The 22,993-nt window shown below is 72.3% G+C and carries 18 protein-coding genes; 8 read left to right on the plus strand and 10 right to left on the minus strand.

All coding sequences use genetic code 11. The features are described 5' to 3' along the window. Position 1: 1 nt before the first annotated feature. Both IL992_RS35850 and IL992_RS35855 read right to left on the minus strand, forming a co-directional pair. Positions 2–2,248 (minus strand): glycoside hydrolase family 3 C-terminal domain-containing protein, encoded by a 2,247-nt coding sequence (locus IL992_RS35850; RefSeq protein WP_193207746.1) that lies wholly within the window; start codon positions 2,246–2,248, stop codon positions 2–4. A 161-nt stretch (positions 2,249–2,409) separates the two neighbouring features. Then, the gene (locus tag IL992_RS35855) at positions 2,410–4,767 is read right to left on the minus strand and encodes a beta-xylosidase/alpha-l-arabinosidase (protein ID WP_193207747.1); all 2,358 of its coding nucleotides are present in this window, start codon (positions 4,765–4,767) and stop codon (positions 2,410–2,412) included. 307 nt (positions 4,768–5,074) lie between these two features. On the opposite strand from IL992_RS35855, the gene IL992_RS35860 reads away from it, so the two are divergent. Together IL992_RS35860 and IL992_RS35865 are read left to right on the plus strand one after the other, a co-directional pair. Next, positions 5,075–6,115, plus strand: a complete 1,041-nt coding sequence (locus tag IL992_RS35860) for a LacI family DNA-binding transcriptional regulator (protein ID WP_193207748.1) — start codon at positions 5,075–5,077, stop codon at positions 6,113–6,115. A gap of 470 nt (positions 6,116–6,585) precedes the next feature. Further along, positions 6,586–7,845: an MFS transporter gene (locus tag IL992_RS35865; protein ID WP_193207749.1), complete on the plus strand. Its 1,260-nt coding sequence runs from the start codon at positions 6,586–6,588 to the stop codon at positions 7,843–7,845. A gap of 201 nt (positions 7,846–8,046) precedes the next feature. Here the strand turns inward: IL992_RS35865 and IL992_RS35870 are convergent, their stop codons facing one another. Further along, a complete protein-coding gene (locus IL992_RS35870; RefSeq protein WP_193207750.1) occupies positions 8,047–8,796 on the minus strand; it encodes an SDR family NAD(P)-dependent oxidoreductase in 750 nt (249 codons plus the stop codon). Between the two features lie 96 nt (positions 8,797–8,892). On the opposite strand from IL992_RS35870, the gene IL992_RS35875 reads away from it, so the two are divergent. Beyond that, a complete protein-coding gene (locus IL992_RS35875; protein ID WP_193207751.1) occupies positions 8,893–9,501 on the plus strand; it encodes a TetR/AcrR family transcriptional regulator in 609 nt (202 codons plus the stop codon). Positions 9,502–9,709: 208 nt separating this feature from the next. Here the strand turns inward: IL992_RS35875 and IL992_RS35880 are convergent, their stop codons facing one another. Then, positions 9,710–10,381, minus strand: coding sequence for a class I SAM-dependent methyltransferase (locus tag IL992_RS35880; protein WP_193207752.1), 672 nt, complete (start codon positions 10,379–10,381; stop codon positions 9,710–9,712). A 243-nt stretch (positions 10,382–10,624) separates the two neighbouring features. Here IL992_RS35880 and IL992_RS35885 point away from each other — a divergent pair, with 243 nt between their 5' ends. From IL992_RS35885 to IL992_RS35905, 5 genes are all read left to right on the plus strand, one after another. Beyond that, entirely contained in the window at positions 10,625–11,308 is a 684-nt protein-coding gene (locus IL992_RS35885) for a peroxiredoxin (RefSeq protein ID WP_193207753.1), read from the plus strand. A gap of 94 nt (positions 11,309–11,402) precedes the next feature. After that, positions 11,403–13,016 carry a class I adenylate-forming enzyme family protein gene (locus IL992_RS35890; protein ID WP_193207754.1) on the plus strand — a complete coding sequence of 538 codons (1,614 nt, stop codon included), beginning with the start codon at positions 11,403–11,405 and terminating at the stop codon, positions 13,014–13,016. A gap of 38 nt (positions 13,017–13,054) precedes the next feature. Then, the gene (locus IL992_RS47960) at positions 13,055–14,407 is read left to right on the plus strand and encodes a D-arabinono-1,4-lactone oxidase (RefSeq protein WP_404804811.1); all 1,353 of its coding nucleotides are present in this window, start codon (positions 13,055–13,057) and stop codon (positions 14,405–14,407) included. Positions 14,408–14,463: 56 nt separating this feature from the next. Continuing rightward, positions 14,464–16,239 carry a glycoside hydrolase family 15 protein gene (locus IL992_RS35900; RefSeq protein ID WP_193207756.1) on the plus strand — a complete coding sequence of 592 codons (1,776 nt, stop codon included), beginning with the start codon at positions 14,464–14,466 and terminating at the stop codon, positions 16,237–16,239. A 126-nt stretch (positions 16,240–16,365) separates the two neighbouring features. Beyond that, the gene (locus tag IL992_RS35905; protein WP_193207757.1) at positions 16,366–16,836 is read left to right on the plus strand and encodes an SPW repeat protein; all 471 of its coding nucleotides are present in this window, start codon (positions 16,366–16,368) and stop codon (positions 16,834–16,836) included. Positions 16,837–16,948: 112 nt separating this feature from the next. Here IL992_RS35905 and IL992_RS35910 read toward each other — a convergent pair whose 3' ends face one another. From IL992_RS35910 to IL992_RS49120, 6 genes are all read right to left on the minus strand, one after another. Then, the gene (locus IL992_RS35910; protein ID WP_193207758.1) at positions 16,949–17,164 is read right to left on the minus strand and encodes a hypothetical protein; all 216 of its coding nucleotides are present in this window, start codon (positions 17,162–17,164) and stop codon (positions 16,949–16,951) included. A 104-nt stretch (positions 17,165–17,268) separates the two neighbouring features. Beyond that, positions 17,269–18,891: an amidohydrolase gene (locus IL992_RS35915; protein ID WP_193207759.1), complete on the minus strand. Its 1,623-nt coding sequence runs from the start codon at positions 18,889–18,891 to the stop codon at positions 17,269–17,271. A gap of 14 nt (positions 18,892–18,905) precedes the next feature. After that, positions 18,906–20,024, minus strand: coding sequence for an extracellular solute-binding protein (locus IL992_RS35920; protein ID WP_193207760.1), 1,119 nt, complete (start codon positions 20,022–20,024; stop codon positions 18,906–18,908). A 6-nt stretch (positions 20,025–20,030) separates the two neighbouring features. Then, the gene (locus IL992_RS35925) at positions 20,031–20,837 is read right to left on the minus strand and encodes an ABC transporter permease (RefSeq protein WP_193207761.1); all 807 of its coding nucleotides are present in this window, start codon (positions 20,835–20,837) and stop codon (positions 20,031–20,033) included. Then, positions 20,834–21,850 carry an ABC transporter permease gene (locus IL992_RS48665; RefSeq protein ID WP_319019045.1) on the minus strand — a complete coding sequence of 339 codons (1,017 nt, stop codon included), beginning with the start codon at positions 21,848–21,850 and terminating at the stop codon, positions 20,834–20,836. The genes IL992_RS35925 and IL992_RS48665 overlap by 4 nt, the downstream gene beginning before the upstream one ends. After that, a complete protein-coding gene (locus IL992_RS49120) occupies positions 21,847–22,932 on the minus strand; it encodes an ABC transporter ATP-binding protein (RefSeq protein ID WP_193207762.1) in 1,086 nt (361 codons plus the stop codon). Before IL992_RS49120 ends, IL992_RS48665 begins: the two co-directional genes overlap by 4 nt. Between the last annotated feature and the right edge of the window lie 61 nt (positions 22,933–22,993).

Consider the following 22,993-nt stretch of genomic DNA (forward strand, 5'->3'; position numbering starts at 1 on the left):
CTCAGGCCGCCGCGCCGTCCGATCCGCCCAGCTCCACCAGCTCCCGCAGGGTCGTATGGGGGATGTCGATGCCGGCGAAGGTCAGGAACCGTCCCATCGGCATCGACGAGGCCATCCGCAGCCCGTTCTCGTCGTCCTCCTCGGGCCGCTCGCTCTTCCCGCCGGTGAGGACCCGCACGAGAGCGGGCCCGGCGAGCGGATGCGAGAGCCACTCGCCGAGCGTCGAGTCGAGCGACACCACGGGGACGACGGAGTCGCCGTCGAGACTGATCGTCGTCTCGGCCACGACGGACGAGGCGTTCTCGCCGATCTGGATCGTGTAGTCGCCCGGCGCGACGACCCACCGGCCGAGCGGGACGTCGTAGTACGCGAACGCCCGCCGGTCGAGGGAAAGGGTGATCGTGCGCGACTCGCCGGGGGCGAGGGAGACCTTCGTGAAGGCCCGCAGCTCCCGGGCGGGCCGCCGTACGGGACCCGCGGTGGTGGACACGTAGACCTGCACGACGTGCTTGCCCGCCCGCTCGCCGGTGTTGGTCACCCTCACGGTGACGGTCGCCGTGTCGTCGCCCGTACGGACGACGGTGAGGCCGTCGACCGTGAACGTCGTGTAGCTCAGACCGTGGCCGAACGGGTAGCGCACGGGCAGCTCGACCGTCTCGTAGTAGCGGTAGCCGACCATGACGCCCTCGCCGTAGCGCACGTGCCCGGCCTCGCCGGGGAAGTTGAGGTAGCTCGGCGTGTCCTGCAGCCGGAACGGGATGCTCTCGGCGAGGCGCCCGGAGGGGTTCACGACGCCGAAGAGGAGATCGGCGACGGCGGAACCGCCCGCCTGTCCGAGCAGCCAGCCCTCCAGCACGGCGTCCACGTCGTCGTGCCAGTCCTCCATCGAGACGACGCCGCCGTTGGACAGGACGACCACCGTACGGCGGGCCGCGGCGGCGACGGCGCGGATCAGCTCGACCTGGACGGCGGGCAGGTCGATCGTCTCCCGGTCGAAGCCCTCCGACTCCTCCCGCTCGCCGAGACCGGCGAAGACGACCGCGACGTCGGCGGACGCCGCGGCCTCGGCCGCCGCCTCGCGAAGCTCCCGCGCGTCGCCCGACCCGTCCAGGGAGAACCCCTGGGCGTAGGCGACGTCCGGGGCGAGGGCGCGGATCGCGTCGAGCGCCGCGTCGACCCGGGTGGCGTTGATGTGGGAGCTGCCGCCGCCCTGAAACCTGGGCCTGGCCGCGAACTCGCCGATCACGGCGATGCGGGCGCTCGCGGAGAGGGGGAGCGTGCCGTCCTCGTTCTTGAGCAGCACGGCGCATTCGGCGGCGAGCTCGCGGGCGAGCGCGTGGTGGGCGTCGGCGTCGAACGCGCCGGACACGCCATGGTGGCGTTCGGTGAGGGCGACGACGCGGCGCACGCTCGCGTTCACCACGGCCTCGTCGAGGTCGCCCGCGCGGACGGCGTCCACGATGCGCCGGTCGCTCGCGCCGCCGGTTCCCGGCATCTCCAGGTCCAGCCCGGCGGCCAGCGCGGCGACGCGGTCCTGGACCGCGCCCCAGTCGGAGACGACGACGCCGGTGAAGCCCCACTCGCGGCGCAGGACGTCGGTGAGCAACCACCGGTTCTGCGAGGCGTGGACGCCGTTGACGCGGTTGTAGGAGCACATCACGGTGGCCGGCCGGGCCTGGGTGACCACCCGCTCGAACGCGGGGAAGTAGATCTCGCGCAGCGTGCGCTCGTCCACGTCGGCGCTGACCCGCATGCGCTCGGTCTCCTGGTTGTTGGCCGCGAAGTGCTTGACCGACGCGCCCGGTCCCTCCGCCTGCAGCGCGGCGACGTGCGCCGCCCCCAGTACGCCGGAAAGCAGGGGGTCCTCCGAGTAGTACTCGAAGTTGCGCCCGCACAGCGGCGAGCGCTTGATGTTCACGCCGGGGCCGAGCACGACCGCCACGCCGAGGGCCCGGCCCTCCCTGCCGACGGCGGCGCCGATCCGGGCGGCCACTTCGGGGTCCCAGCTCGACCCGACCGCGACCGCGGGCGGGAAGCAGGTGGCGGGGATGCTCTCGTTCAGACCGAGGTGGTCGGAGCCGCCGGCCTCGCGGCGGACGCCGTGCGGCCCGTCGCACAGCGTGATGGACGGGATCCCGGCCTCCTCCAGCGGTTTGGTCGTCCAGAAATCCCGGCCCGACAGCAGCGAGGCCTTCTGCTCCAGGGTGAGCGCGTTCAGGGCGAGCGCGTCGAGCTCGGTCCGGGCCATCGGCGAGGCTCCTTTCACGGGGAGGGTTCACAGTGTTTCCTGCCCCGGAAGGGAGCAGCGGCAGACAATCTTCCCCCGGCCGGTGACACGGGGGTCACCGCGCGCGGCGGCGGGACGGCGTACGGCGGGCGGCCCGGCCCCCCGCCGTACGCGTGTCACGGTCAGGAGGCCGGTTCCGGCACCCGCGCGTGTGTGGTGAGCCGCCGGGCCCGGCCGAGCACGACGGTGTCGCCGGTCAGCAGGATGTCGGTACGCAGGGGGCGGTCGGCGGCCGACGGGCCGGCGGTGAGCGCGATGACGCCCGGTTCGACGATCCTGCGCAGGCCGGGATCGGTGTAGGAGAAGGCGTCGGCAGGGATCTCGAAGACCACTTCGCGGGTCTGTCCGGGCGCGAGCGGCACCCGGGCGAAGCCGACGAGTTGCGCGACGGGCCGGGCCACCAGCGCCACCGGGTCGGAGGCGTACAGCTGCACGACCTCCTCCGCGGCCCTGGGGCCGGTGTTGGTGACGGTCACCCGCGCCTCGACCGTGCCGTCCGTGGGGTACCGCTCCGCCGAGGTCGTCATCGCGTCGTAGGTGACGGTCGTGTACGACAGCCCGTGGCCGAAGGGGAAGGCCGGGGTCGGGTCGGACACGGAGATGCCGTCGGTGCGCAGTCCCAGGGGCGGCTGCAGGTAGGTGGAGGGGTTGACGAAGGGGGAGCCGGGGATCTGGACGGGCAGGCGGCCCGAGGGCTCCACCCGGCCGCTGAGCACCCCCGCGATCGCCGTGCCTCCCTCCACACCGGGCAGGAACGCCTGGAGCGCGGCGGCGGCCCGGTCGGCGTAGGCGCCGATGGCGTACGGGCGGCCGGACACCACGACCAGCACGGTCGGCGTGCCGGTGGCCAGGACCGCCTCGACCAGTTCCCCCTGCACCCCGGGCAGACCGAGGTGGGCGGCGTCGCAGCCCTCGCCGGAGGTGCCGTTGCCGAACAGCCCGGCCCGGTCGCCGACGAACAGCAGGGCGAGGTCGGACTGCCCGGCCAGGGCGGCGGCCTCGGCGATGCCCGAGGTGTCGTCGCCGGACACGTCGGCGCCCCGGGCGAAGTGCAGGCCGGCTTCGGGGAACTCGGCGCGCAGGAGGTCCAGGACGGGCGCGATGGGCAGGCCCATGCCGTGGTCGGGGAAGCGGTCGAGGACGTGGTTGGGGAAGGCGTAGCAGCCGAGCAGGGTCTGCGGGTCGTCGGCGCACGGGCCGATGACGGCGATCCGGGCGGTCGTCCCGGCGGCGACGGGCAGCACGCCGCTGGGGTTGGTCAGCAGCACGACGGAGCGTTCGGCCACGGTGCGGGCCAGGTCGCGGTTGCGGGGGCTGTCCAGGTCGACTTCGCCGGCGCCCTCGGGCACGAGGGGACCGCCGTCGAGCAGGCCGAGTTCGATCTTCTGCCGCAGCACCCGGCGCACGGCCTCGTCGACCAGGGCCTCCTCCACGTGGCCGGCCCGCACCTGCTCGACCAGGCGGGTGCCGTAGCCGACCGTGTCGGGCAGTTCCACGTCGATGCCCGCGCGCAGGGCGACCGCGCCGGCGTGCGCCTCGTCGGCGGCGACGTGGTGCATCATGGCCAGGAACGGCACCGCCCAGTAGTCGGCCACGACCGTGCCGTCGAATCCCCACTGGTCGCGCAGCACCCCGCGCAGCAGGCCGGCGTTGGCGCCGACGGGCACGCCGTCGATGTCGGTGTAGGAGTTCATGACCGAGCGGGCGCCGCCCTCGCGGATGGCGGTCTCGAACGGCGGGAGGATGACGTCGGCCATCTCGCGGGGGCCGACGCTGACCGGGGCGTGGTTGCGGCCCGCACGCGAGGCGGCGTATCCGGCGAAGTGCTTGAGCGTGGCGATGATCCCGGCGTTCTCAAGGCCGCGCACGTAGGCCGCGCCGATCTGGCCCACCAGGTAGGGGTCCTCGCCGAGGGTCTCCTCGACCCGGCCCCAGCGGTAGTCGCGCACCACGTCGAGAACCGGCGACAGGCCCTGGTGGACGCCGACGGCGCGCAGGTCGTCGCCGATGGCCCGGGCCATCCGCTCCACCAGCGCGGGGTCGAAGGTCGCGGCCCAGGCCAGCGGGGTGGGGTAGGCGGTCGCGCCGTAGGTGGCGAACCCGGTCAGGCACTCCTCGTGCGCGATGGCCGGGATGGCGAAACGGTTAGCCGCGATCACCTGTTCCTGCAGCTTCCGCAGCCCGGCCGCCCCCTCCGCCGGGCTCAGCGGCGCCGTGCCGTACACCCGGGTCAGATGACCGACCCCGTCGCGCATCCGGTCGGCGAGGTCCGCGCCGTCCTTCATGAACAGGTCCTGCAACGGTGCGACGTTGCCGCCCGCCGCCTCCGAGCCGGCGGGCGAGATGTCGACCCACACCGATCCGAGCTGGGCGGCCTTCTCCTCCAGCGTCATCTCGGCCAGCAGCGCCTCCACGCGCTCGTCGAGAGGCCGGTCGCCGTCCCGCCAGGGCGCGAGCCCCGGCGCGTCTACGAATGTCATGACATCCCTTGTTTGTCGATCCATCGCGTGGGGCTCGGCCCCGGAAGACGCCGTACGGGGTTCAGTCGGCGGTCGGCCCGGCCGTGCCCGCGCCGCGGCGGCGGTAGACGGCGGTACGCGAGCAACCGCATCGAGCGCCCCCTGCTCATCTGAACTGTCGTCCGGACTGTCGTCCGAAAGTTTCTCAATCAGGACCGATAGTTTATGTGGACTCTAGGCCGCTGCGCTGGAGGTCGTCAAGGAAGCGGCAATGAGATATCCGAAACATTCGGGTGAGTGACCGAAAGTTCGGCGCTAAACTGCGGCCATGACCACGACCAGGGAGCCGACACCGCCCGAACGCACGCCCTCCCGGCCGCTGACCATCGCCCAGATCGCCGAGCTGGCGGGGGTGTCCCCCGCGACCGTCTCCAAGGTCGTCAACGGCAGGTCCGAGGTCGCCCCCGAGACCCGAGCCCTGGTCGAGGACCTGATCCGCGAGCACGGGTACCGCCGGCGGAAGAAGCGCCCCACCGCCGCCCCTCTCATCGAGCTGGTCTTCAACGAGCTGGAGGGCGCGTACGCGATGGAGGTCATCAAGGGGGTCGAGCAGGTGGCGCGCGAGCACGACCTGGCGGTGGTCGTCTCCGAGTTGCAGGACCACCCTCCCGGCAGGGGCTGGATCGAGGGGGTGATCGGCCGCCGTCCCCACGGTGTGATCGTGGTCTTCTCCGGCCTCACCCGGGCCCAGCGCGAGCAGCTCAGGACCCGGGACATTCCCGTGGTGCTGGTCGATCCCACCGGTGATCCCGGGCACGAGCTGCCCTCGGTGGGCGCGGGCAACTGGAGCGGCGGTCTGTCGGCCGCACGCCACCTCCTGGAGCTGGGACACCGGCGCATCGCCCTCATCACCGGTCCCGCCCACGCCCTGTCCAGCCGTGCGCGGCTGGACGGGTTCCGTGCCGCGATGGACGCCGCGGGCGTGCCGACGGACCCGGGGCTCGTCCGGCAGGGCGACTTCAGCGCGGAGGACGGCCTGGCGCACGCCCGTTCCCTGCTCGCGCTGCCCCGGCCGCCGACCGCCGTGTTCGCCTTCAACGACGCGCAGGCCATGGGCGTGTACCAGGCGGCCCACGAGATGGGGCTGCGCATCCCCGACGAGCTGAGCGTGGTCGGCTTCGACGACCTCCCGATGGCGCAGTGGCTCATCCCCGCGCTGACCACGGTCCGCCAGCCGCTGACCGAGATGGCCGCCGCCGCCACGGCCATGGTGGTCGCCATCGCCCGCGGGGAGACCCCGCCGCAGAACCGCCTCGAACTCACCACGAGCCTCGTCGTACGCGGCAGCACCGCCCCGCTCGTGGCCTGAAGTTTCGGAACACCGATAGAAATTTCGGTACGGGACCCTCTCGCCTGATCCTGCTCGCGCAGGGCCGTTCGCCTCCGCTGCCCGGCCAAGGCGGGGCGAGGTGCGCCGCAGGTCCGGGCCGTTCGCACGGAAATTTTCCGGAGCCGCGCCCCGCGCTGTCATCGAGTCCCGGGACGACCCGGTGTCCTGGACGGTGACGGCGAAACGAGTCGCGGTCACGTCCTCGGCCGGATCCGCGGGAGCGCCCCGCGGGAGCGGGCTCGTTGACCCGTCCTCCTCCCCAGCCGCGCCTTCCGCGTCAGAAATATTCGGAATTTCTACGAAATTTTCTGCTGCGATTGGTGCCGATACCGGCGACCGCCTCAGGCGGTTCGGGTCTGATCCTTTCCGGGGCTCCGATCGCGGCCGCCGTGCGCGACCAGGGTAAAGTACCCCAAATGTTCTATATGCCCAGATCAGCGAGGTAAAGGGTGGCGGGGGTACAGGCAGTTCTGAAGCGTGTCGCCCTCGACACCCGGCCCCTGAGCATTCCCGCGTACCGGCGGCTGCTGGTGGGGCAGGGCGTCTCCTTCATCGGCTTCCAGCTCACCTCGGTGGCCGTAAGCGGGCAGGTGTACAGCATCACGGGGTCGTCCCTGTGGGTGGGCATGCTCGGGCCGGTGAGCCTCGTCCCGCTGGTCGTCTTCGGCCTGTGGGGCGGCGCGGTCGCCGACGCGATGGACCGCCGCCGGCTCCTGCTGGCCGGCTCGGTGGTGGCCTGGCTGTCCACCGTCGCCCTGCTGCTGCACGCCTGGTCGGGGCTCGGCAGCGTCTATCTCATCCTCGCCGTCATCGCCCTCCAGTCGATCGGCTTCGCCGTCACCTCGGCCACGCGCGGGGCGATCATTCCCCGCATCGTGCCCACCGAGCGGGTCCCCGCGGCCAACACCCTCAACTTCCTCGTCAGCAGCATCGGCACGGTGGCCGGGCCGCTGCTGGCCGGGGTGGTGCTCGCCAAGGGCGGGTACGCCACCGCGTACCTCATCGACGCCGTCCTGTTCGGCGCCGGCTTCTACGCGGCCGTACGGCTGCCGACGCTGGCGCCCGTCGGCGAGATCTCCCGGCCGGGCCTGCGCTCGGTGGTCGACGGGCTCAGATACGTGGTGAGCAGGCCTGTCGTGCTCATGTCGTTCGTGGTGGACATCATCGCGATGGCGTTCGCGATGCCGAGGGCGCTGTTCCCGGAGATGGCGGCCGAGCGCTTCGGCGGGTCGGCCGTGGCGTTCGGCTGGCTGTCGGCGAGCATCGCCATCGGGGCGGTCGTCGCCGGCGTCTTCTCCGGCTGGGTCGGCCGCGTACGCCGCCAGGGGGTGGCGCTCACGCTCGTGATCGCCCTGTGGGGCGTGACGGTGGCGGCGGCGGCGCTGGCGCAGCCGTTGTGGCTGGTCGTGGCGTTGCTGGCGATCGGCGGCGCGACCGACCTCGCCTCCGCCGTCTGGCGGCAGACGATCCTGCAGACCTACGCGCCCGACGAGATGCGCGGACGCCTGCAGGGGGTGTTCATGGTCGTCGTCGCGGGCGGGCCCCGCCTGGGCGACCTGCGGGCGGGCGCCACCGCGGACGCCTTCGGGCTCGTGCCCTCCTGGGCGGGCGGCGGCCTGGTGTGCGCCCTGCTCGTCCTGGTGACCGGTTTCGGCGTGTCCGCCTTCCGGCGGTACGACGCCCTGGCGAGCCGCCCCGACTCCCGGTGACCTGATTCCATCCTGTTTGCACAGGTGGGAGAGGATGACCTGGCCGGGGCTGGCGGCCGGGCCGGGCTGATATGCCCGTCGTCACTTCCTCCGCCGAGACCAGCTCGGCTCGCTCGCGCTTGTCGCGTCTCGCTCCGTCACGGGATCGGCGTCGCTCGTGCCGGCGCCGCCGGTGATCGCGCGACGGATGTCGTCAGCGGGTCAGACCTGGGTCTCGCCGCCGTCGACGTACAGGTTGGCTCCGAGGATGAAGCTGCTCTGCTCGGAAGCGAGGAAAGCCACCACGTTGGCGACCTCGTCCGGGTGCCCGATCCGGCCGAGCGGGATGCCCGCGGCGAATTGTGACTTCGTGACGGGCGTGTCCTCCGTGCTGACGACAGCGTCGAGTCCAGGAGTGTCGATGGTGCCTGGGGAGATCGCGTTGACTCGGACATTCCGGTCCTTGAGCTCGTTGGCCCAGGTTCGGGCGAAGGACCGGATCGCCGCCTTGGAAGCCGCATACGTGCCGAACGCCGCGACACCGTCATCGGCGCGGACCGAGGAGTTCAGGATCACTGACGCGCCGTCGTTGAGCAGAGGCAGTGCCTTCTGCACGGTGAACACGGTGCCGCGCACGTTGACACCGAAAATCTGGTCGAAGTGCTGCTCGGTGATCTGCTCCAGTGTCGCGAACGAGGCGCTCGCCGCGTTCGCGAAGAGCACGTCCAGGCCCCGGCCCCGGGCGCGGACCGCGTCGTACAGGCGGTCCAGGTCGGTCAGGTTGGAGATGTCACCCGCCACCGCGGTGACCCCCGCGGGGCCGATGATCTCCACGGCCGCGTCCAGCGCGGCCTTGCGCCGGCCGGTGATGAACACGTGCGCACCCTCGGCTGCCAGCCGGACGGCGGTTGCCAGGCCGATCCCGGTGCTGCCGCCGGTGACGACGGCGGTTTTGCCTTCGAGCTGTCCCATGTGTTGCCTTACCTCCACGGATTTCAGTACCGATCGGTCTGTAAAGGACCGTAGCACATCTGCATCGATCGGTACGGAAGGGGTATGATCGATGGCATGGAGACGCGACAGAAGGCGCCAATCGGCCGACCGAGAGGTTTCGACGCCGACGAGGCCCTCGAACGCGCCATGCGGGTCTTCTGGGAACAGGGCTACGAAGGCGCCAGCCTCACCGACCTGACCAAGGCCATGGGCATCACCCGCACGAGCATGTACGCGGCCTTCGGCAACAAGGAGGACCTGTTCCGCAAGGCTCTGGAGCGCTACACGGAGGGTCCCGCCTCGTACGGGGCCCGGGCCCTGCGGGAGCCGACCGCCCGGCAGGTGGCAACCGCGTTCCTCAACGGCTCCGTTCGGGCCACCACACACCCCGGCTGCCCGACCGGGTGCCTGGGCGTCCAAGGCTCCCTCGCCGCGGGCACCCCGGGACGCAGCGCTCGTGACGCCCTGATTGCCTGGCGCAACGAGGCCATCTCCCTTCTCCGCGACCGGTTCCAGGCGGCCGTCGACGAAGGCGACCTGCCCCCTGGCGCCGATCCCGGGCTGCTCGCCCACTACGTCATGACCGTGGCGAACGGCATCGCGGTCCAAGCCGCCAGCGGCGCTACGCGTGACGACCTGCAGCAGGTGGCCGACATGGCCCTGCGGAGTTGGCCGCTTGTCTGACGGGCCGTCCAGAGCGCGGCGGCAGTGAGGGCGCGCGTGCTGTCGTTCCGCAGATGACCGAGCGGGGGGACGGGGGCTTTCTGGTGGCCCTGGGGGCATCCGCACTCGATGCCTCCGCCACACCCGGTATGAGCGGCGCCCTCAGCGTCGCCGCTGCGACTCGGCACTGGGTCCGCGCGCTGAACGAGGACCTCGCCGACAAGGGTGTCTACGCCGGGCTGCTGCTGGTGGCCGCGGTCGTCGACGGCAGCCGGGCCTCGCCGCGTACGCAGAAGGAGATGGGGCTGCGGACGCGGCCGGGGAAGACGAAGCGCTCCAGCGACCCGACGGTGAAGCCGGCCGCCTCGATCGCCGCCACGCTGTCGCGGCCCGTGTGGCAGCCACCGGTCAGGCACGGCCACACGGTCGCGTCCAGCAGGTCCTGTGCCCTGGCCCAGCCCGTGGACCCGGCGCGGACGTGTTCGAGGAAGCGCAGCCGCCCGTCTGGAGCGAGCACGCGGTGTATCTCCCGCAGCCCGGCGGCGGGATCGGGCAGCGAGCACAGCACGAACGACACCACCGCCGCGTCGAACTCGCCGTCGCCGGCCGGGAGCCGGTCGGCCAGGCCGTCGACGACCTCGATCCGCGCGCGCGCTCCACTGGCCGCGTGGCGGGCGATCGCCCGCAGCCGCGGTTCGGGCTCGACGGCCAGCACGCCGGTGACGGACGGCGGATAGTGGGCGAAGTTCAGCCCGTTGCCCGCGCCGACCTCGATCACTCGGCCCGACAGCCCCGCCACCAGCGCCTCACGCTGCCCGGTCATGCCGTGCCGGTCGAGCACCTGACTGAACCACGTGTAGAAGCGGGCGAACAGCGGATGGCTGACCTCGGTCGTCGGCATGGCGTCCCCCTTCCCGTCCCTCGTTCATTCCCGCCTGGCACGGACCCCTCATGACCTGCGGCATTACCGAATCGGGGCGGAACGCTCGTGGTCGCCACCGGTCTTCGCGGGTACGGGCCCGGTGGACGACGCGGTGAACGAACGCGCGGACGCCGCGACGGGAGCGGCGACCGCCTCGGGATCCGCGACGGCACTCGCGGGCCGGGCCCACTCCGGGCGGCGTGACGCGGAAAGGAAGAGACCATGACCTCTGCCGTGACCTCCGCGGCGACGCCTGGGGTGGAATCCACCCGGCTGCCGCTCATCGGCGACAGGGCGCCGGACTTCGAGGCCGAGAGCACCCACGGGCCGGTCCGGCTCGCCGACTACGCCGGGCGGTGGCTGGTGCTGTTCAGCCACCCGGCCGACTTCACCCCGGTGTGCACCACCGAGTTCGTCGCGTTCGCCGAGCTGGCGGAGGAGTTCGCCACCAGGAACGTCGCCCTGCTCGGCAACTCCGTCGACTCCGTGCACAGCCACCTCGCCTGGACGCGGGCGATCGAGGACAGACTCGGCGTGAAGATCCCCTTTCCGATCATCGCCGACCTCGACACGCGGGTGTCCCGCGCGTACGGCATGCTCCACCCGAACGCGTCGGCGACGGCGGCGGTCCGCGCGGTGTTCGTGATCGACCCGGAGTCGGTCGTCCGCGCGATCCTCTACTACCCGATGAACGCGGGGCGGATGGTCCCCGAGATCCTCAGGCTCGTGGACGCGCTGCAGACGGCCGATCGCGACGGCGTCTCCTGCCCGGCCAACTGGCGGCCCGGCGACGACGTGCTGCTGGGCGCGCCGAAGACCCAGGCCGAGGTGGAGGCGAGGCTGGCCGACGAGCGGCTCAAGCTCGTCGACTGGTATCTCGCCAGCCTCCCCGGCCACGGCGCCTGACCGTACGCCCCCGGCCGGGTTCCGGTCAGCGGGAGCGGGACGTCGCGCGTGCGGCCGGTCCGGTTAGCGTGCGGGCCGTGGCAGGAACAGCGACATGACCACCCGCGAGGAGGCGCTGGCCCGGCTCACCGCCCCGGGCGCTCCCTTCGAGGTGCGCGTCGAGGACGTGCTCGGCGAGCCGATGGAGGTCTTCGCGCACCGGCAGCGTTCGCTCGGCGAGATCCTCCGCGCGTCGCTCCGCTTCGGCAGCCGCGAGTATCTGGTGACCGGGGAGAGCCGGCTGACGTTCGCCGGGCACCACGAGGCGGTGTGCGCGCTGGCCGCGGCCCTGCGCGACGAGTACGGCGTGCGCAAGGGCGACCGGGTCGCCGTCTGCGCCGCGAACCGGCCGGAGTGGATCGTCACCTTCTGGGCGGCGGTCTCACTCGGCGCGGTCGCCGTCGGGATGAACTCGATGTGGGCCGCCCCGGAGATCGCCCACGGCCTCGGTCTCACCGAGCCCGCCGTCCTCGTCGCCGACGCGCCGCGCCGGGCGCTCGCCGGCGAGCCCGGCATCCCGGTGCTGTCGATCGAGGACGACCTGCCGGTGCTCGTCGAGCGGCATCGGGGCGCGGCGCGGCCCGTGGAGGCCGTGGACGAGGACGACCCGGCGGTCATCCTCTTCACCAGCGGGACGACGGGACGGCCGAAGGGCGCCACCCACTCCCACCGCAACGTGATCGCCGCCGTCTGGTTCCACCTGCTGAACGACGCGGTCGCCGCGGAGATGGGCCGTCCGCAGGCGGGCCGGCGCTTCCTGCTGGCGACCCCGCTCTTCCACATCGCGGCCCTGCACAACCTCGCCGTCGTCCGCCTGGCCGTCGGCGACACCGCGGTGCTGCATCTGGGCCGCTTCGACATCGTCCGCGTGCTGCGGCTCATCGAGAAGGAACGGGTGACGAACTGGGGCGCCGTGCCGACGATGCTCTCCCGTCTGGTCGAGCACGACCTCTCGCCGTACGACCTGACCTCGCTACGCACGGTCTCGGTCAACAGCGCGCCCTCCTCCCCGGCGCTCAAGCAGCGGCTGCGGGAGGTGCTGCCGCGGGCCGGCGCGGCCCTCGGGACGACCTACGGCCTGACCGAGTCGTGCACGGCGGCGACGCTCGCGTCCCCGGCCGAGTTGCTGGCCGACCCGGGCACGGCCGGCGGGCCGGTGCCCACCATGCGCGTGGAGATCCGCGGGCCCGGCGGCGAGCGGGTGCCCGACGGCGTCGAGGGGGAGATCTGCCTGCGCGGCGCGCAGATGATGCTGGGCTACTGGCGCGACCCCGAGGCGACGCGGGCGGCGAGCGCCCCCGGCGGGTGGTTCCGTACGGGCGACCTCGGCCGCATCGTGGACGGCCGGCTGCACGTGTCGAGCCGGCGGTCCGACCTGATCCTGCGCGGCGGGGAGAACGTCTACCCGGCCGAGGTCGAGGACCGGATAGGCGCGCATCCGGCGGTGCGCGAGTGCGTCGTGCTGGGGGTGCCGCACCACGACCTCGGCCAGGAGGTCGCCGCCGTGGTCGTGGTGAAGCCGGACGCCGAGGTGACCGAGCGCGAGCTGCGGGAGCACACGGCCGCCGGCATCGCCCGATACAAGGTGCCGTCGCGCTGGACGATCAGGACCGAGCCCCTGCCCCGCAACGCCACCGGAAAGGTGAACCGAACGCAGGTGAGCATCTGAGCGCGATGTTCCGGTAGAACTCCTGTGTGACTCATTTGGTGACAAACTGGGCAGGCAACATCACGTTCCGGGCCGCGGCGGTCGAGCGGCCCTCCTCCGTGGAGGAGGTGCGCGCCCTGGTGGCGCGGAGCGAGAAGGCCCGCGTGCTGGGCAGCGGCCACTCCTTCAACCCCATCGCCGACTCCCCGGGCGCGCTCATGTCGCTCGACGCGCTGCCGCCGGAGATCGAGATCGACGGCGCGTCGTCCACGGTGCGGGTCGCCGCGAGCGTCCGGTACGGCGAGCTGGGACGCCGCCTGCACGACAAGGGCTACGCTCTGCCCAACCTCGCGTCCCTGCCGCACATCTCGGTCGCGGGCTCCTGCGCGACCGGCACCCACGGCTCGGGCGACGCCAACGGCGGTCTCGCCACGTCCGTACGCGCGATCGAGATGGTGACCGCCGACGGCGGCCTCGTCACGCTGAGCCGCGACGCGGACGGCGACCGGTTCGCCGGGGCCGTCGTCGCGCTGGGAGCCCTCGGCGCGGTCGTCGCCATGACGCTCGACGTCGTGCCGTCGTTCGACGTCCGCCAGCGCGTGTACGAGGGCCTGCCGGCCGAGGTGCTTGACGACCAGTTCGACGCCGTCATGTCCGCCGCCTACAGCGTCAGCCTGTTCACCGACTGGCGGACCTCCCGGATCAACCAGGTCTGGGTGAAGGAGCGGGTCGGCGCGTCCGGCGCGGACCCCGCCGAGGCGGCGGCCGTGAGCGGGCTCGCGGGGGACGCGGCCGCGGGCGGCCTGGAGGGGGCCACGGCGGCCGGAGGGCTCTACGGCGCCGAGCCGGGCGGCGGCTTCTTCGGGGCGACGCCGGCCGACGGTCCGCGGCATCCCGTGCCGGGCATGTCAGCGGTGCACTGCACGGCACAGATGGGCGTCCCCGGCCCCTGGTTCGAGCGCCTGCCGCACTTCCGGCCCGACTTCACCCCCAGCAGCGGCGAGGAGCTCCAGGCGGAGTACATGGTGCCCCGGCGGCACGCGGCCGCGGCGTTCCACGCCCTCGACGGGATCCGCGACCGCATCGCCCCGGTCCTGCAGATCTCCGAGATCCGCACGATCGCCGCGGACGACCTGTGGCTGAGCCCGAGCCAGGGCCGCGACACGGTGGCCTTCCACTTCACCTGGATCAAGGACGCCGCCGCCGTGACACCCGTGCTCACCGCGATCGAGGAGTGCCTGGCGCCGTTCGACGCGCGGCCCCACTGGGGGAAGCTCTTCACCCTCCCCGCGGACGTCCTGCGCTCCCGCTACGAGCGCCTGGACGACTTCGCGGCGCTGACGCGGCACTACGACCCGCGCGGCGTCTTCGCCAACGAGTTCGTCGAGCGGTACGTCCTCGGCCTCGGCTGATCCGCTGGTTTGTCCCTCGATGACCGGGTAAGTCCCGGGGATCACGGGGGAAGACGATGCGCATCGAGGACTACGCGCTCATCGGCGACATGCACACGGCCGCCCTGGTCGGCCGCGACGGCTCGGTGGACTGGCTGTGCCTGCCGCGCTTCGACTCCGGAGCCTGCTTCGCGGCGCTCCTGGGCGGCCGTCCGGCGGGACGCTGGCTGCTGGCTCCGGCGGGCGAGGGGACGTGCACCGGGCGCCGCTACCGTGACGGCACGCTGGTCCTGGAGACGACCTGGGACATGCCCGGCGGGTGCGTGCGGGTCCTCGACTTCATGCCGCCGCGCGGGGAGGCGCCCGACCTCGTGCGGATCGTGGAGGGCGTGCGGGGCCGGGTGGAGATGCGCACGGAACTGCTGCTGCGCTTCGAATACGGCGCCGTGATCCCCTGGGTGCGGCACCGTGAGGGAGAGCTCGCCGTCGTCGCCGGTCCCAACGCCGCCTGGCTCCAGTCGCCCGTCGAGCTCGACCACGACTCCCGCCTCCGGGCGACGACCGCCTCCTTCACCGTCGCGGCGGGAGACCGGGTGCCGTTCGTGCTCACCTGGCAGCAGTCGTGGCAGGGCCGGCCGCGGCGGCTGGAGGCGGGCGAGGAGCTGGCCGCCACCGACCGGCTGTGGAGGCAGTGGCTCGGCCGGTGCGGCTACCAGGGGGAGTACGCCGAGGCCGTGGGCAGCAGCCTCCTCGCGCTCAAGGCCCTCACGTACGCCCCCACCGGCGGCATCGTCGCGGCGCCCACGACCTCGCTGCCCGAACAGTTCGGCGGGCCGCGCAACTGGGACTACCGCTACAGCTGGCTGCGGGACGCGTCGTTCACCCTCCAGGCGCTGATCGGCGCGGGGTACGCGGACGAGGCGACGGCCTGGCGCGACTGGCTGCTGCGGGCGGTCGCCGGAGACCCCGCCGACCTGCAGATCATGTACGCGGTCGACGGCAGCAGGCACATCCCCGAGTGGACCGTCGACTGGCTGCCGGGATACGAGGGATCGCGGCCGGTGCGGGTCGGCAACGCCGCCTCGCGGCAGTTCCAGCTCGACGTGTACGGCGAGGTGATCGACTGCCTCTATCAGGCCAGGGAGGAGGGCCTGCGGCCGGACGAGGAGGCGTGGGACCTGCAGCGCGCGCTCATGGAGTATCTGGAGGGGGCGTGGCGGGAGCCCGACAATGGGCTGTGGGAGGTGCGCGGCCCGCGCCGCGACTTCGTCCACTCCAAGATCTTCGCCTGGGTGGCGGCGGACCGCATGGTCCACTCGGTCGAGAAGCAGGGCCTCGACGGTCCCGCTCGCCGGTGGCGCACCCTGCGCGAGGAGATCCACCGGGACGTGTGCGCGCACGGCTACGACCCCGACCGCAACACCTTCACGCAGTTCTACGGGTCGAAGGGTCTGGACGCCGCGCTGCTGCTCATTCCCCGGCTCGGTTTCCTGCCCCTGGACGACCCTCGCGTGGCGGGCACCGTCGACGCCGTGTGCCGCGAACTGACGGAGGACGGCCTCGTCCTGCGCTACCGGCCCGAGGCCGACGACGTGGACGAACTGCCGGGCGGGGAGGGCGTCTTCATCGCCTGTTCCTTCTGGCTCGCCCACGCGCTCGCCCTGATCGGCCGCCGCGAGCGGTCGCGGCGCCTGTTCGAGCGCCTGCTGTCCCTGCGCAACGACGTCGGCCTGCTGTCGGAGGAGTACGACGTCCGCAAGGGGCGTCAGGCCGGCAACTTCCCCCAGGCCTACAGTCACGTCTCCATCGTGAACGCGGCCCAGGCCCTGGCCGCGCCGGCAACATCTCCCTGACAGATGTCGTCCATCTGTTTCCCGCGCATCTCGCGACCTCCCCTCCGCCACCTGCGGCGTTGCATGATGCAAGCGAGGGGTCCGGGTCTTCGGCCCGGCCCCGTCTGGGAGAAGAGGTGACGCGACATGGTGCGACCAGGTCTGGCACGCCGCCCGGACGTGACGGAACTGCGCCAGACGTACGACCGCGCGGGATCGACCGCTCCCGCGCAGGTCATGGACGGAGTGACGTTCCTCGCCGGGCTCTACCTCGCCATCTCGCCGTGGATCGTGGGCTTCGCCGGTTTCGGCGGTCTGGCGATCAACAATCTGATCGTCGGGCTGACGGTCGCGGCGCTCGCGATGAGCTGCGCGTCCGCCTTCGGCCGCACGTACGGCATGAGCTGGGTGACGCCGGTGCTCGGCGTCTGGACGATCATCGCGCCGTGGGTGATCCGCGGCCAGCCGGCGACCACCGCGACCATCTGGGACAACGTGGTCACCGGGGCGATCATCTTCCTGTTCGGCCTCGGCGCGCTGGCGTTCGCCGCCAACTACCGGCAGCACGAGCACGGCGGCACGCGGAGGGAGGTCGGCGCACCGGGCGGCGAGTGGTAGCCGCCGCGCCTGCGCGGGCTGCGTCGAGGGCGGCTTACGGCAGTGCCGAGGGCGGCTTGGCACCCGGCCGGCGGGGGAGGGCTCCTTCGCCGGCCTCGGCGTGTCCTGCCCGTCACGGACGGGGCGCGTGCCGCAGCCCGTGCTGGGTGACGTCGCCCACGGGACGGTCCCTCGTGACGACGCTCACCGCCCCCTTCGGTTCGAAGATCACGGCGACGGCGGTCGCGTACAGGAGCAGCGGCTTGACGGCCACCCAGCCCAGGTCGGCGACCTGCCCGAACAGCAGGAACACCCCCGGCGGCGGCGGGACTACGGACAGCGGGGACATGGCTTCCTCCAATGTGGAGGCGCGACGGCGCATGCCGCCGCGCCGTCCTCACGCCGGCCCTTCCCCGCCTCCCGGCCGCCATCCCCGAGTGGGGCATAACCGGGTCAGGCCGCGTACACCTGCCGTCCCGCGACGTACGTGAACGCCGCACGGGCCGCCGCGATCTCCTCGACGGGCGCCGCGAACGGGTCGCGGTCCAGGACGACCAGGTCGGCGAGCATGCCCGGGGCGATGGTTCCGGTGTCGTCGAGGTGGTTCACCCGGGCCGAGCCCGCGGTGTAGGCGGTGAGCGCGGTCGCCAGGTCGAGCGCCTGACCCGGGAGGAAGGGCCTGGTGCCGCTCTCCCTGGCCCGGTTGACCGCCACGTGGATGCCCCAGATCGGGTCGGGGCTGCTCACCGGCCAGTCGCTGCCCATGGCGAGCGGTGCGCCGGCCTGATGCAGGGCGCCGAACGGGTACTGCCACGCCGCCCGCTCCTCGCCCAGGTAGGGAATGGTCAGCTCGTCCATCTGCGGCTCGTGACAGGCCCAGAACGGCTGCATGTTGGCGGTGACGCCCTCCTCGGCGAACCGGGGGACGTCCTGCGGCCGGACGACCTGGATGTGGGCGACGTGGTGGCGGTTGCCCGACGGGCCGTTGGCGGCGCGCGCGGCGGCGACCGCGTCGAGCGCGGCGGTGACCGCCCGGTCGCCGATGGCGTGGAAGTGGACCTGGAAGCCCTCGGCGTCCAGCATCGTCACGTAGCGGGGGAGTTCGGCGTAGTCCACGAAGCCGATCCCGCGGTTGCCCGTGACGCAGCCGCACCCGTCGAGGTACGGCTCGTGCATGGCGGCCGTGAAGTTCTCCGCCACGCCGTCCAGCATGATCTTGACGCTCGCGGCGGCGAAACCGCCCTCGGCGGTCCTGCGGGCGATCAGGTCGGGGATCTGCTCGGCGCCGCGCTCGCGGTCCCACCACAGCGCGCCCCGGACCCGGGCGCTGAGCCGCCCGGACGCGGCCACGTCGAGGTAGACGGGGGTGACGTCGCGGTGCCCGGCGTAGTCGCCGAGGATCGCGTCCTGCCACGCCGTGATGCCCAGGGAGTGCAGATGCGCCTGGGCGACGAGCAGGGCCTCGACGTAGTCGTCGTGCCCGGTCTCCGGCAGGTGCGGCTCGACCAGCGCCATCGCGCCCTCGTGCAGGGTGCCGGTCGGCTCGCCGGCCGCGTCGCGCTCGATGCGCCCGCTGGCCGGGTCGGGGGTGTCGCGGGTGATCCCGGCCACGCGCAGCGCCGCCGAGTTCACCCACGCGCTGTGGTGGTCCCGGTTGGGCAGGAACACCGGGCGGTCGGGCACGATCGCGTCGAGGTCCTCCTTCACCGGGGTCCCGCCGGGGAAGGCGTCCATCGACCAGCCGCCGCCCGTGATCCACTCGTCGTCCGGACGGGCGGCGGCGTAGGCGGCGACGGCGTCCAGGTAGCCCCGGCGATCGGTGATCCCGGACAGGTCGCAGCGCAGCCGTTCCAGGCCGCCCATCACCGGGTGCGCGTGCGCGTCCTGGAAGCCGGGCGCGAGCAGCCGGCCCGCCAGGTCCACGACCTCGGTCCCGGGCCCGCGCAGGTCGCGTACGTCATGGTCGTCGCCGACGGCGACGACACGGCCGTCCCGTACGGCCACCGCCCGCGCTCGCGGCGCGGCGGGGTCGGCGGTGAAGACGTGGCCGTTCACGAAAAGCAGGTCCGCGTGCATCTGTCGTCGTCCTCTCAGCTCTTGAAGTCCGTCCAGACCTTGTCGTAAAGATCCAGGGCGGTCTGGGAGCAGGGCGGCACGGGTTGCGCGAGCGCGGCCTTGTCCGCGGGCGGGGTGATCGCCGGATCCTTCGCGAGGTCCTTGTCCATGTACGCGTCCGAGCCGGTGACGGCGTTGGCGTAGCCCACGAAGTTGGTCGCCTCGGCGGCGTTCTTCGGGTCGAGCATCCAGTTGATGAAGATCTTGGCGTTGTCGACGTTGCGCGCGCCCTTCGGCACGGCGAAGTTGTCCTGCCACAGCGGCAGGCCCTCGGAGGGGTAGACCCAGGTGATGCCCTTGTTCTTCACCGAGGCCCGATGGAAGGCGCCGTTCCACATCATGGCCAGCGTGGTCTCGCCCGACGTCATCCGGTCGATCTGGCCGTCGGAGCTGATCACCTTGAGCTTGCCCTTGACCCCGGAGAGCAGCGCCTGCACCTTCTGGTAGTCGGCCGGCGTCTCGCTGCACGGTTTGGCGCCGACGGCGCGCAGCGCCGCGGCGACGACCTCGTTGGAGTCGTTCAGCATGCCCATGTTGCCGTTCGCGCCGGCCGGCGGGTTGAAGAACTCCGCCCAGCTGGTGACCTTGCCGCCGACCTTCGCCTCGTCGACCGCGATGCCCGTGGTGCCGTGCATGTACGGAGCGGTGAACTTGCGCCCCTGGTCGAAGTACACGTCCTTGAACTCGGGCTGGATGTTCTTGCCGTTGGGGAAGGCGGCGGTGTCGATCTCCTGCAGCAGGCCGAGCTGGACCATCTGCTGCACCATGTAGTCGCTCGGCACGATCACGTCGTAGCCGGTGCCGCCGGCCTGCAGCTTGGCCAGCAGCCCCTCGTTGGACTCGAAGGTGTCCAGGTGCACCTTGATCCCGGTCTCGGACTCGAAGCGCTTGAGCAGGTCGGGGGAGATGTAGTCGGTCCAGTTGTAGAGGTTCAACTCGCCGCTTCCCTTGGCGGGGAACGCCCCCGAGCCGCCGGCCGAGGAGCCGGAGCCGGAGGCGGCGGCGCCGGTCGAGCCGCCGCCGCAGGCGGCGAGCGCGAGCACGCCCGCCCCGAGAAGGGCCGTGAGGGGGAGGAGCCGGTGCTTCGAAACCATGTGCGGTCAGCCTCTCTTGCGGCCGGCGAAGTACGCCGCCGCGAGAACGAGCAGGGAGACGAGGAGGATCAGGGTGGACAGTGCGTTGACGGCCGGGGTGATGCCGACGCGGAGCATGCCGTAGATGTAGATCGGGAGCGTGGTGGTGCCCGGTCCGGCGACGAAGAAGGTGATCAGGAAGTCGTCGAGGGAGACGATGAAGGCCATCAGCGCCCCGGCGACGATGCCGGGGGCGAGCAGCGGGAGGGTGACCCTGCGGAGCACCCGCCAGGGCGAGGCGCCGAGGTCGGCGGCGGCCTCGAACACCCGCTGGTCCATGTCGGCCAGCCGGGCCCGGATCGGCAGCAGCGCGAACGGCACGCAGAACGCGATGTGCGCGAGGGTCACACTCGTCATGCCCAGCGGCACGTCGAGGAAGGCGAACATCGCCAGCGTCGCGACCGCGAGCACGATCTCCGGCAGCACCAGCGGCGCGCCGGCGACCAGCATGACCGCCCCCCGCGCCGTACGGCGCAGCGCGGCAAGGCCGAGGGCGATGCCGATGGCCAGCACGACCGAGCACACCGTGGCGACGGCCGCGACCTGGAGCGAGGTCAGCGTCGCGTTCCTGATGTCGGCGTTGGCCACCACGTCGCCGAACCAGTGCAGGCTGAAGCCCTCCCAGATCGTGGCGATCCTGCCGGTGTTGAACGCGTACACCACGACGACGAGCAGGGGGAGGTAGAGGAAGACGAGCAACAGGACGGAGATCGTGGCGAAGGCGGGGAAGCGCCGCAGGTCGACGCGTCGCGTACGGTGCACATCGCGGTTCACAGCAGGCTCACCTTCTGGTCGCCGCGGCGACCCGCCAGCGCGAACCCCATGAGGGTCAGCAGGGTGAGGACCAGCAGGGCGACCGCCACGGCGGAGCCGAGCGGCCAGTTGCGGGAGGCGCCGAACTGCTGCTCGATGAGGTTGCCGATCATCAGCGACTTGCCGCCGCCGAGCAGTTGCGGCTGGAGGAACGCGCCGAGCGAGGGGATGAAGACCAGCACGACCCCGGCGACGAGCCCGGGCCGCACGGCCGGGTAGACGACCCGCCGCAGGACGGTCAGCCGCCGGGCGCCCAGGTCGTAGGCCGCCTCGGCCAGGCGGAAGTCGAACTTCTCCGCGCTGGAGTAGACCGGCAGGATCATGAACGGCAGCGACACGTAGACCAGCCCGACGGCGGTCGCGAACGGCGTGTAGAGCAGCCCGATCGGTGTGCCGAGCAGGTCGCTGACCGGCCCGTTGTCGTTGAGGATCAGCACCCAGGCGTACGTCCGCACGAGCGTGTTGGTCCAGAACGGGATCGTCACGGCGAAGACGAGCAGCGCCCGCGTGCGCGGCGACCTGGTGGCCATCCACACCGCCATCGGGAAGGCGAGGACGGCGCAGCAGGCGGTCGTGAGCGCGGCGAGCCAGATCGACTGCCAGAACACGCCGATGTAGCGGGGGTCGAAGGTCTTCGAGCCGTCGAGCTGCGTGTCGAACAGCAGCCGGACGTAGGAGTCGACGGAGAACGGCCCGGCGACGCCGACGCCGAACATGCCGCGCGACATGAACGAGTAGGCCACGACGACGATCAGCGGGGCGCCGACCAGGGCCAGCAGGAAGAGCGTGCCCGGCAGCACCGAGGACCGGGCGCCCTGACCGGCCGGCCGGTGGACGCGGCGGGCTCCTGAGGACGCGCGCCCTGGCCGGGTCGTCGCGGTCCCGGGGGCGGCCGAGGTGGCCCGGTCGTCCGCCGGGTCCTCGGCCGGGGTCGGCGCGGTCCCCGGCGTTGGCGGCGTCACGGGGCCCGTCACGAAGCCACCGCCCAGCCGCGGCCCGGCAGCACGTCCAGGCCGACCCGTTCGCCGGGTTCGGGGAACGCGGCGCCCACCGGCAGCCGCACCACGACCTGCTCACCGCCGGCGAGTTCCGCGCCGACGCGCATGTCGCTGCCGACGTAGACGGACTCGCGTACGACACCGTGCAGCGGGGCGTCCTCACCCCCGATCACCAGATGTTCGGGGCGCAGGGCGATCGTCACCTCGCCGCCCGCGCCGCCTGTGCCGCCCGCGCCGCTCACCCTGTCGGCGGGGAGCACGGCTCCGCCCTTCAGGCGGAAACCGGCGTCGGTGCGCTCGGCGGTCAGGAAGCTGGTCTCGCCGATGAAGTCGGCGACGAACCTGTTGGCCGGCCGCTCGTAGACCTCCTGTGGCGTGCCGATCTGCGCGACGGTGCCCTCCTGGAACACCGCGAGCCGGTCGCCGAGCGAGATGGCCTCCTCCTGGTCGTGGGTGACGAAGACGAAGGTCACCCCCGTCGTCTGCTGGATCCTTTTCAGCTCCGTCTGCATGCCACGGCGCAGCTTGAGGTCGAGCGCGGCGAGCGGTTCGTCGAGCAGCAGCACCTCGGGCCGCTTGGCGAGCGCCCGGGCGAGGGCGACGCGCTGCTGCTGGCCGCCGGACAGCTGGGCGGGCCTGCGCCTGCCGTGCTCCGGCAGGCGTACCAGCTCCAGCGCCTCGGCCACGAGCGGGGCGGCCCGCTTGCGGCTCATCCCCTCCATCTCCAGGCCGAAGGAGACGTTCTCGGCCACGGTGAGGTGGGGGAACAGGGCGTAACTCTGGAAGACGGTGTTGACCCGGCGCTTGTACGGCGGAAGCACGTCCAGCCGCTCTGAGCCGAGCCAGACCTCGCCCTCGTCCGGGTACTCGAGACCGGCGATCGTACGCAGGAGCGTGGTCTTGCCGCATCCCGAGGGGCCCAGCAGGACGAAGAACTCCGCGGGCTCGATCGCGAGGGAGACGTCGTCGAGCGCCGTGACGATCCCGCCCTCCGGTGCGGGGAAGCGGCGCGTGACTCCCTTGATCCGAAGCCCGTCATGAGACGCCGCTGAAGTCATGGGCGACCTCCGAAAGAGCAGCTGAGCGGCCTCGGCAGAGGGCGGGCCGCAATGGGGTGGG

Origin of the sequence: Microbispora sitophila (assembly GCF_014892245.1) — a bacterium.
Lineage (GTDB): Bacteria > Actinomycetota > Actinomycetes > Streptosporangiales > Streptosporangiaceae > Microbispora > Microbispora siamensis.

Coding starts and splice junctions, on each gene's coding strand:
- IL992_RS35915 (WP_193207759.1), bottom strand. CDS start 18,891: ATGCACGCGGACCTGCTTTTCGTGAACGGCCACGTCTTCACCGCCGAC.
- IL992_RS49120 (WP_193207762.1), bottom strand. CDS start 22,932: ATGACTTCAGCGGCGTCTCATGACGGGCTTCGGATCAAGGGAGTCACG.
- IL992_RS35870 (WP_193207750.1), bottom strand. CDS start 8,796: ATGGGACAGCTCGAAGGCAAAACCGCCGTCGTCACCGGCGGCAGCACC.
- IL992_RS35905 (WP_193207757.1), top strand. CDS start 16,366: ATGGTGCGACCAGGTCTGGCACGCCGCCCGGACGTGACGGAACTGCGC.
- IL992_RS35880 (WP_193207752.1), bottom strand. CDS start 10,381: ATGCCGACGACCGAGGTCAGCCATCCGCTGTTCGCCCGCTTCTACACG.
- IL992_RS35920 (WP_193207760.1), bottom strand. CDS start 20,024: ATGGTTTCGAAGCACCGGCTCCTCCCCCTCACGGCCCTTCTCGGGGCG.
- IL992_RS35850 (WP_193207746.1), bottom strand. CDS start 2,248: ATGGCCCGGACCGAGCTCGACGCGCTCGCCCTGAACGCGCTCACCCTG.
- IL992_RS35910 (WP_193207758.1), bottom strand. CDS start 17,164: ATGTCCCCGCTGTCCGTAGTCCCGCCGCCGCCGGGGGTGTTCCTGCTG.
- IL992_RS35900 (WP_193207756.1), top strand. CDS start 14,464: ATGCGCATCGAGGACTACGCGCTCATCGGCGACATGCACACGGCCGCC.
- IL992_RS35875 (WP_193207751.1), top strand. CDS start 8,893: ATGGAGACGCGACAGAAGGCGCCAATCGGCCGACCGAGAGGTTTCGAC.
- IL992_RS35885 (WP_193207753.1), top strand. CDS start 10,625: ATGACCTCTGCCGTGACCTCCGCGGCGACGCCTGGGGTGGAATCCACC.
- IL992_RS35855 (WP_193207747.1), bottom strand. CDS start 4,767: ATGACATTCGTAGACGCGCCGGGGCTCGCGCCCTGGCGGGACGGCGAC.
- IL992_RS35890 (WP_193207754.1), top strand. CDS start 11,403: ATGACCACCCGCGAGGAGGCGCTGGCCCGGCTCACCGCCCCGGGCGCT.
- IL992_RS35860 (WP_193207748.1), top strand. CDS start 5,075: ATGACCACGACCAGGGAGCCGACACCGCCCGAACGCACGCCCTCCCGG.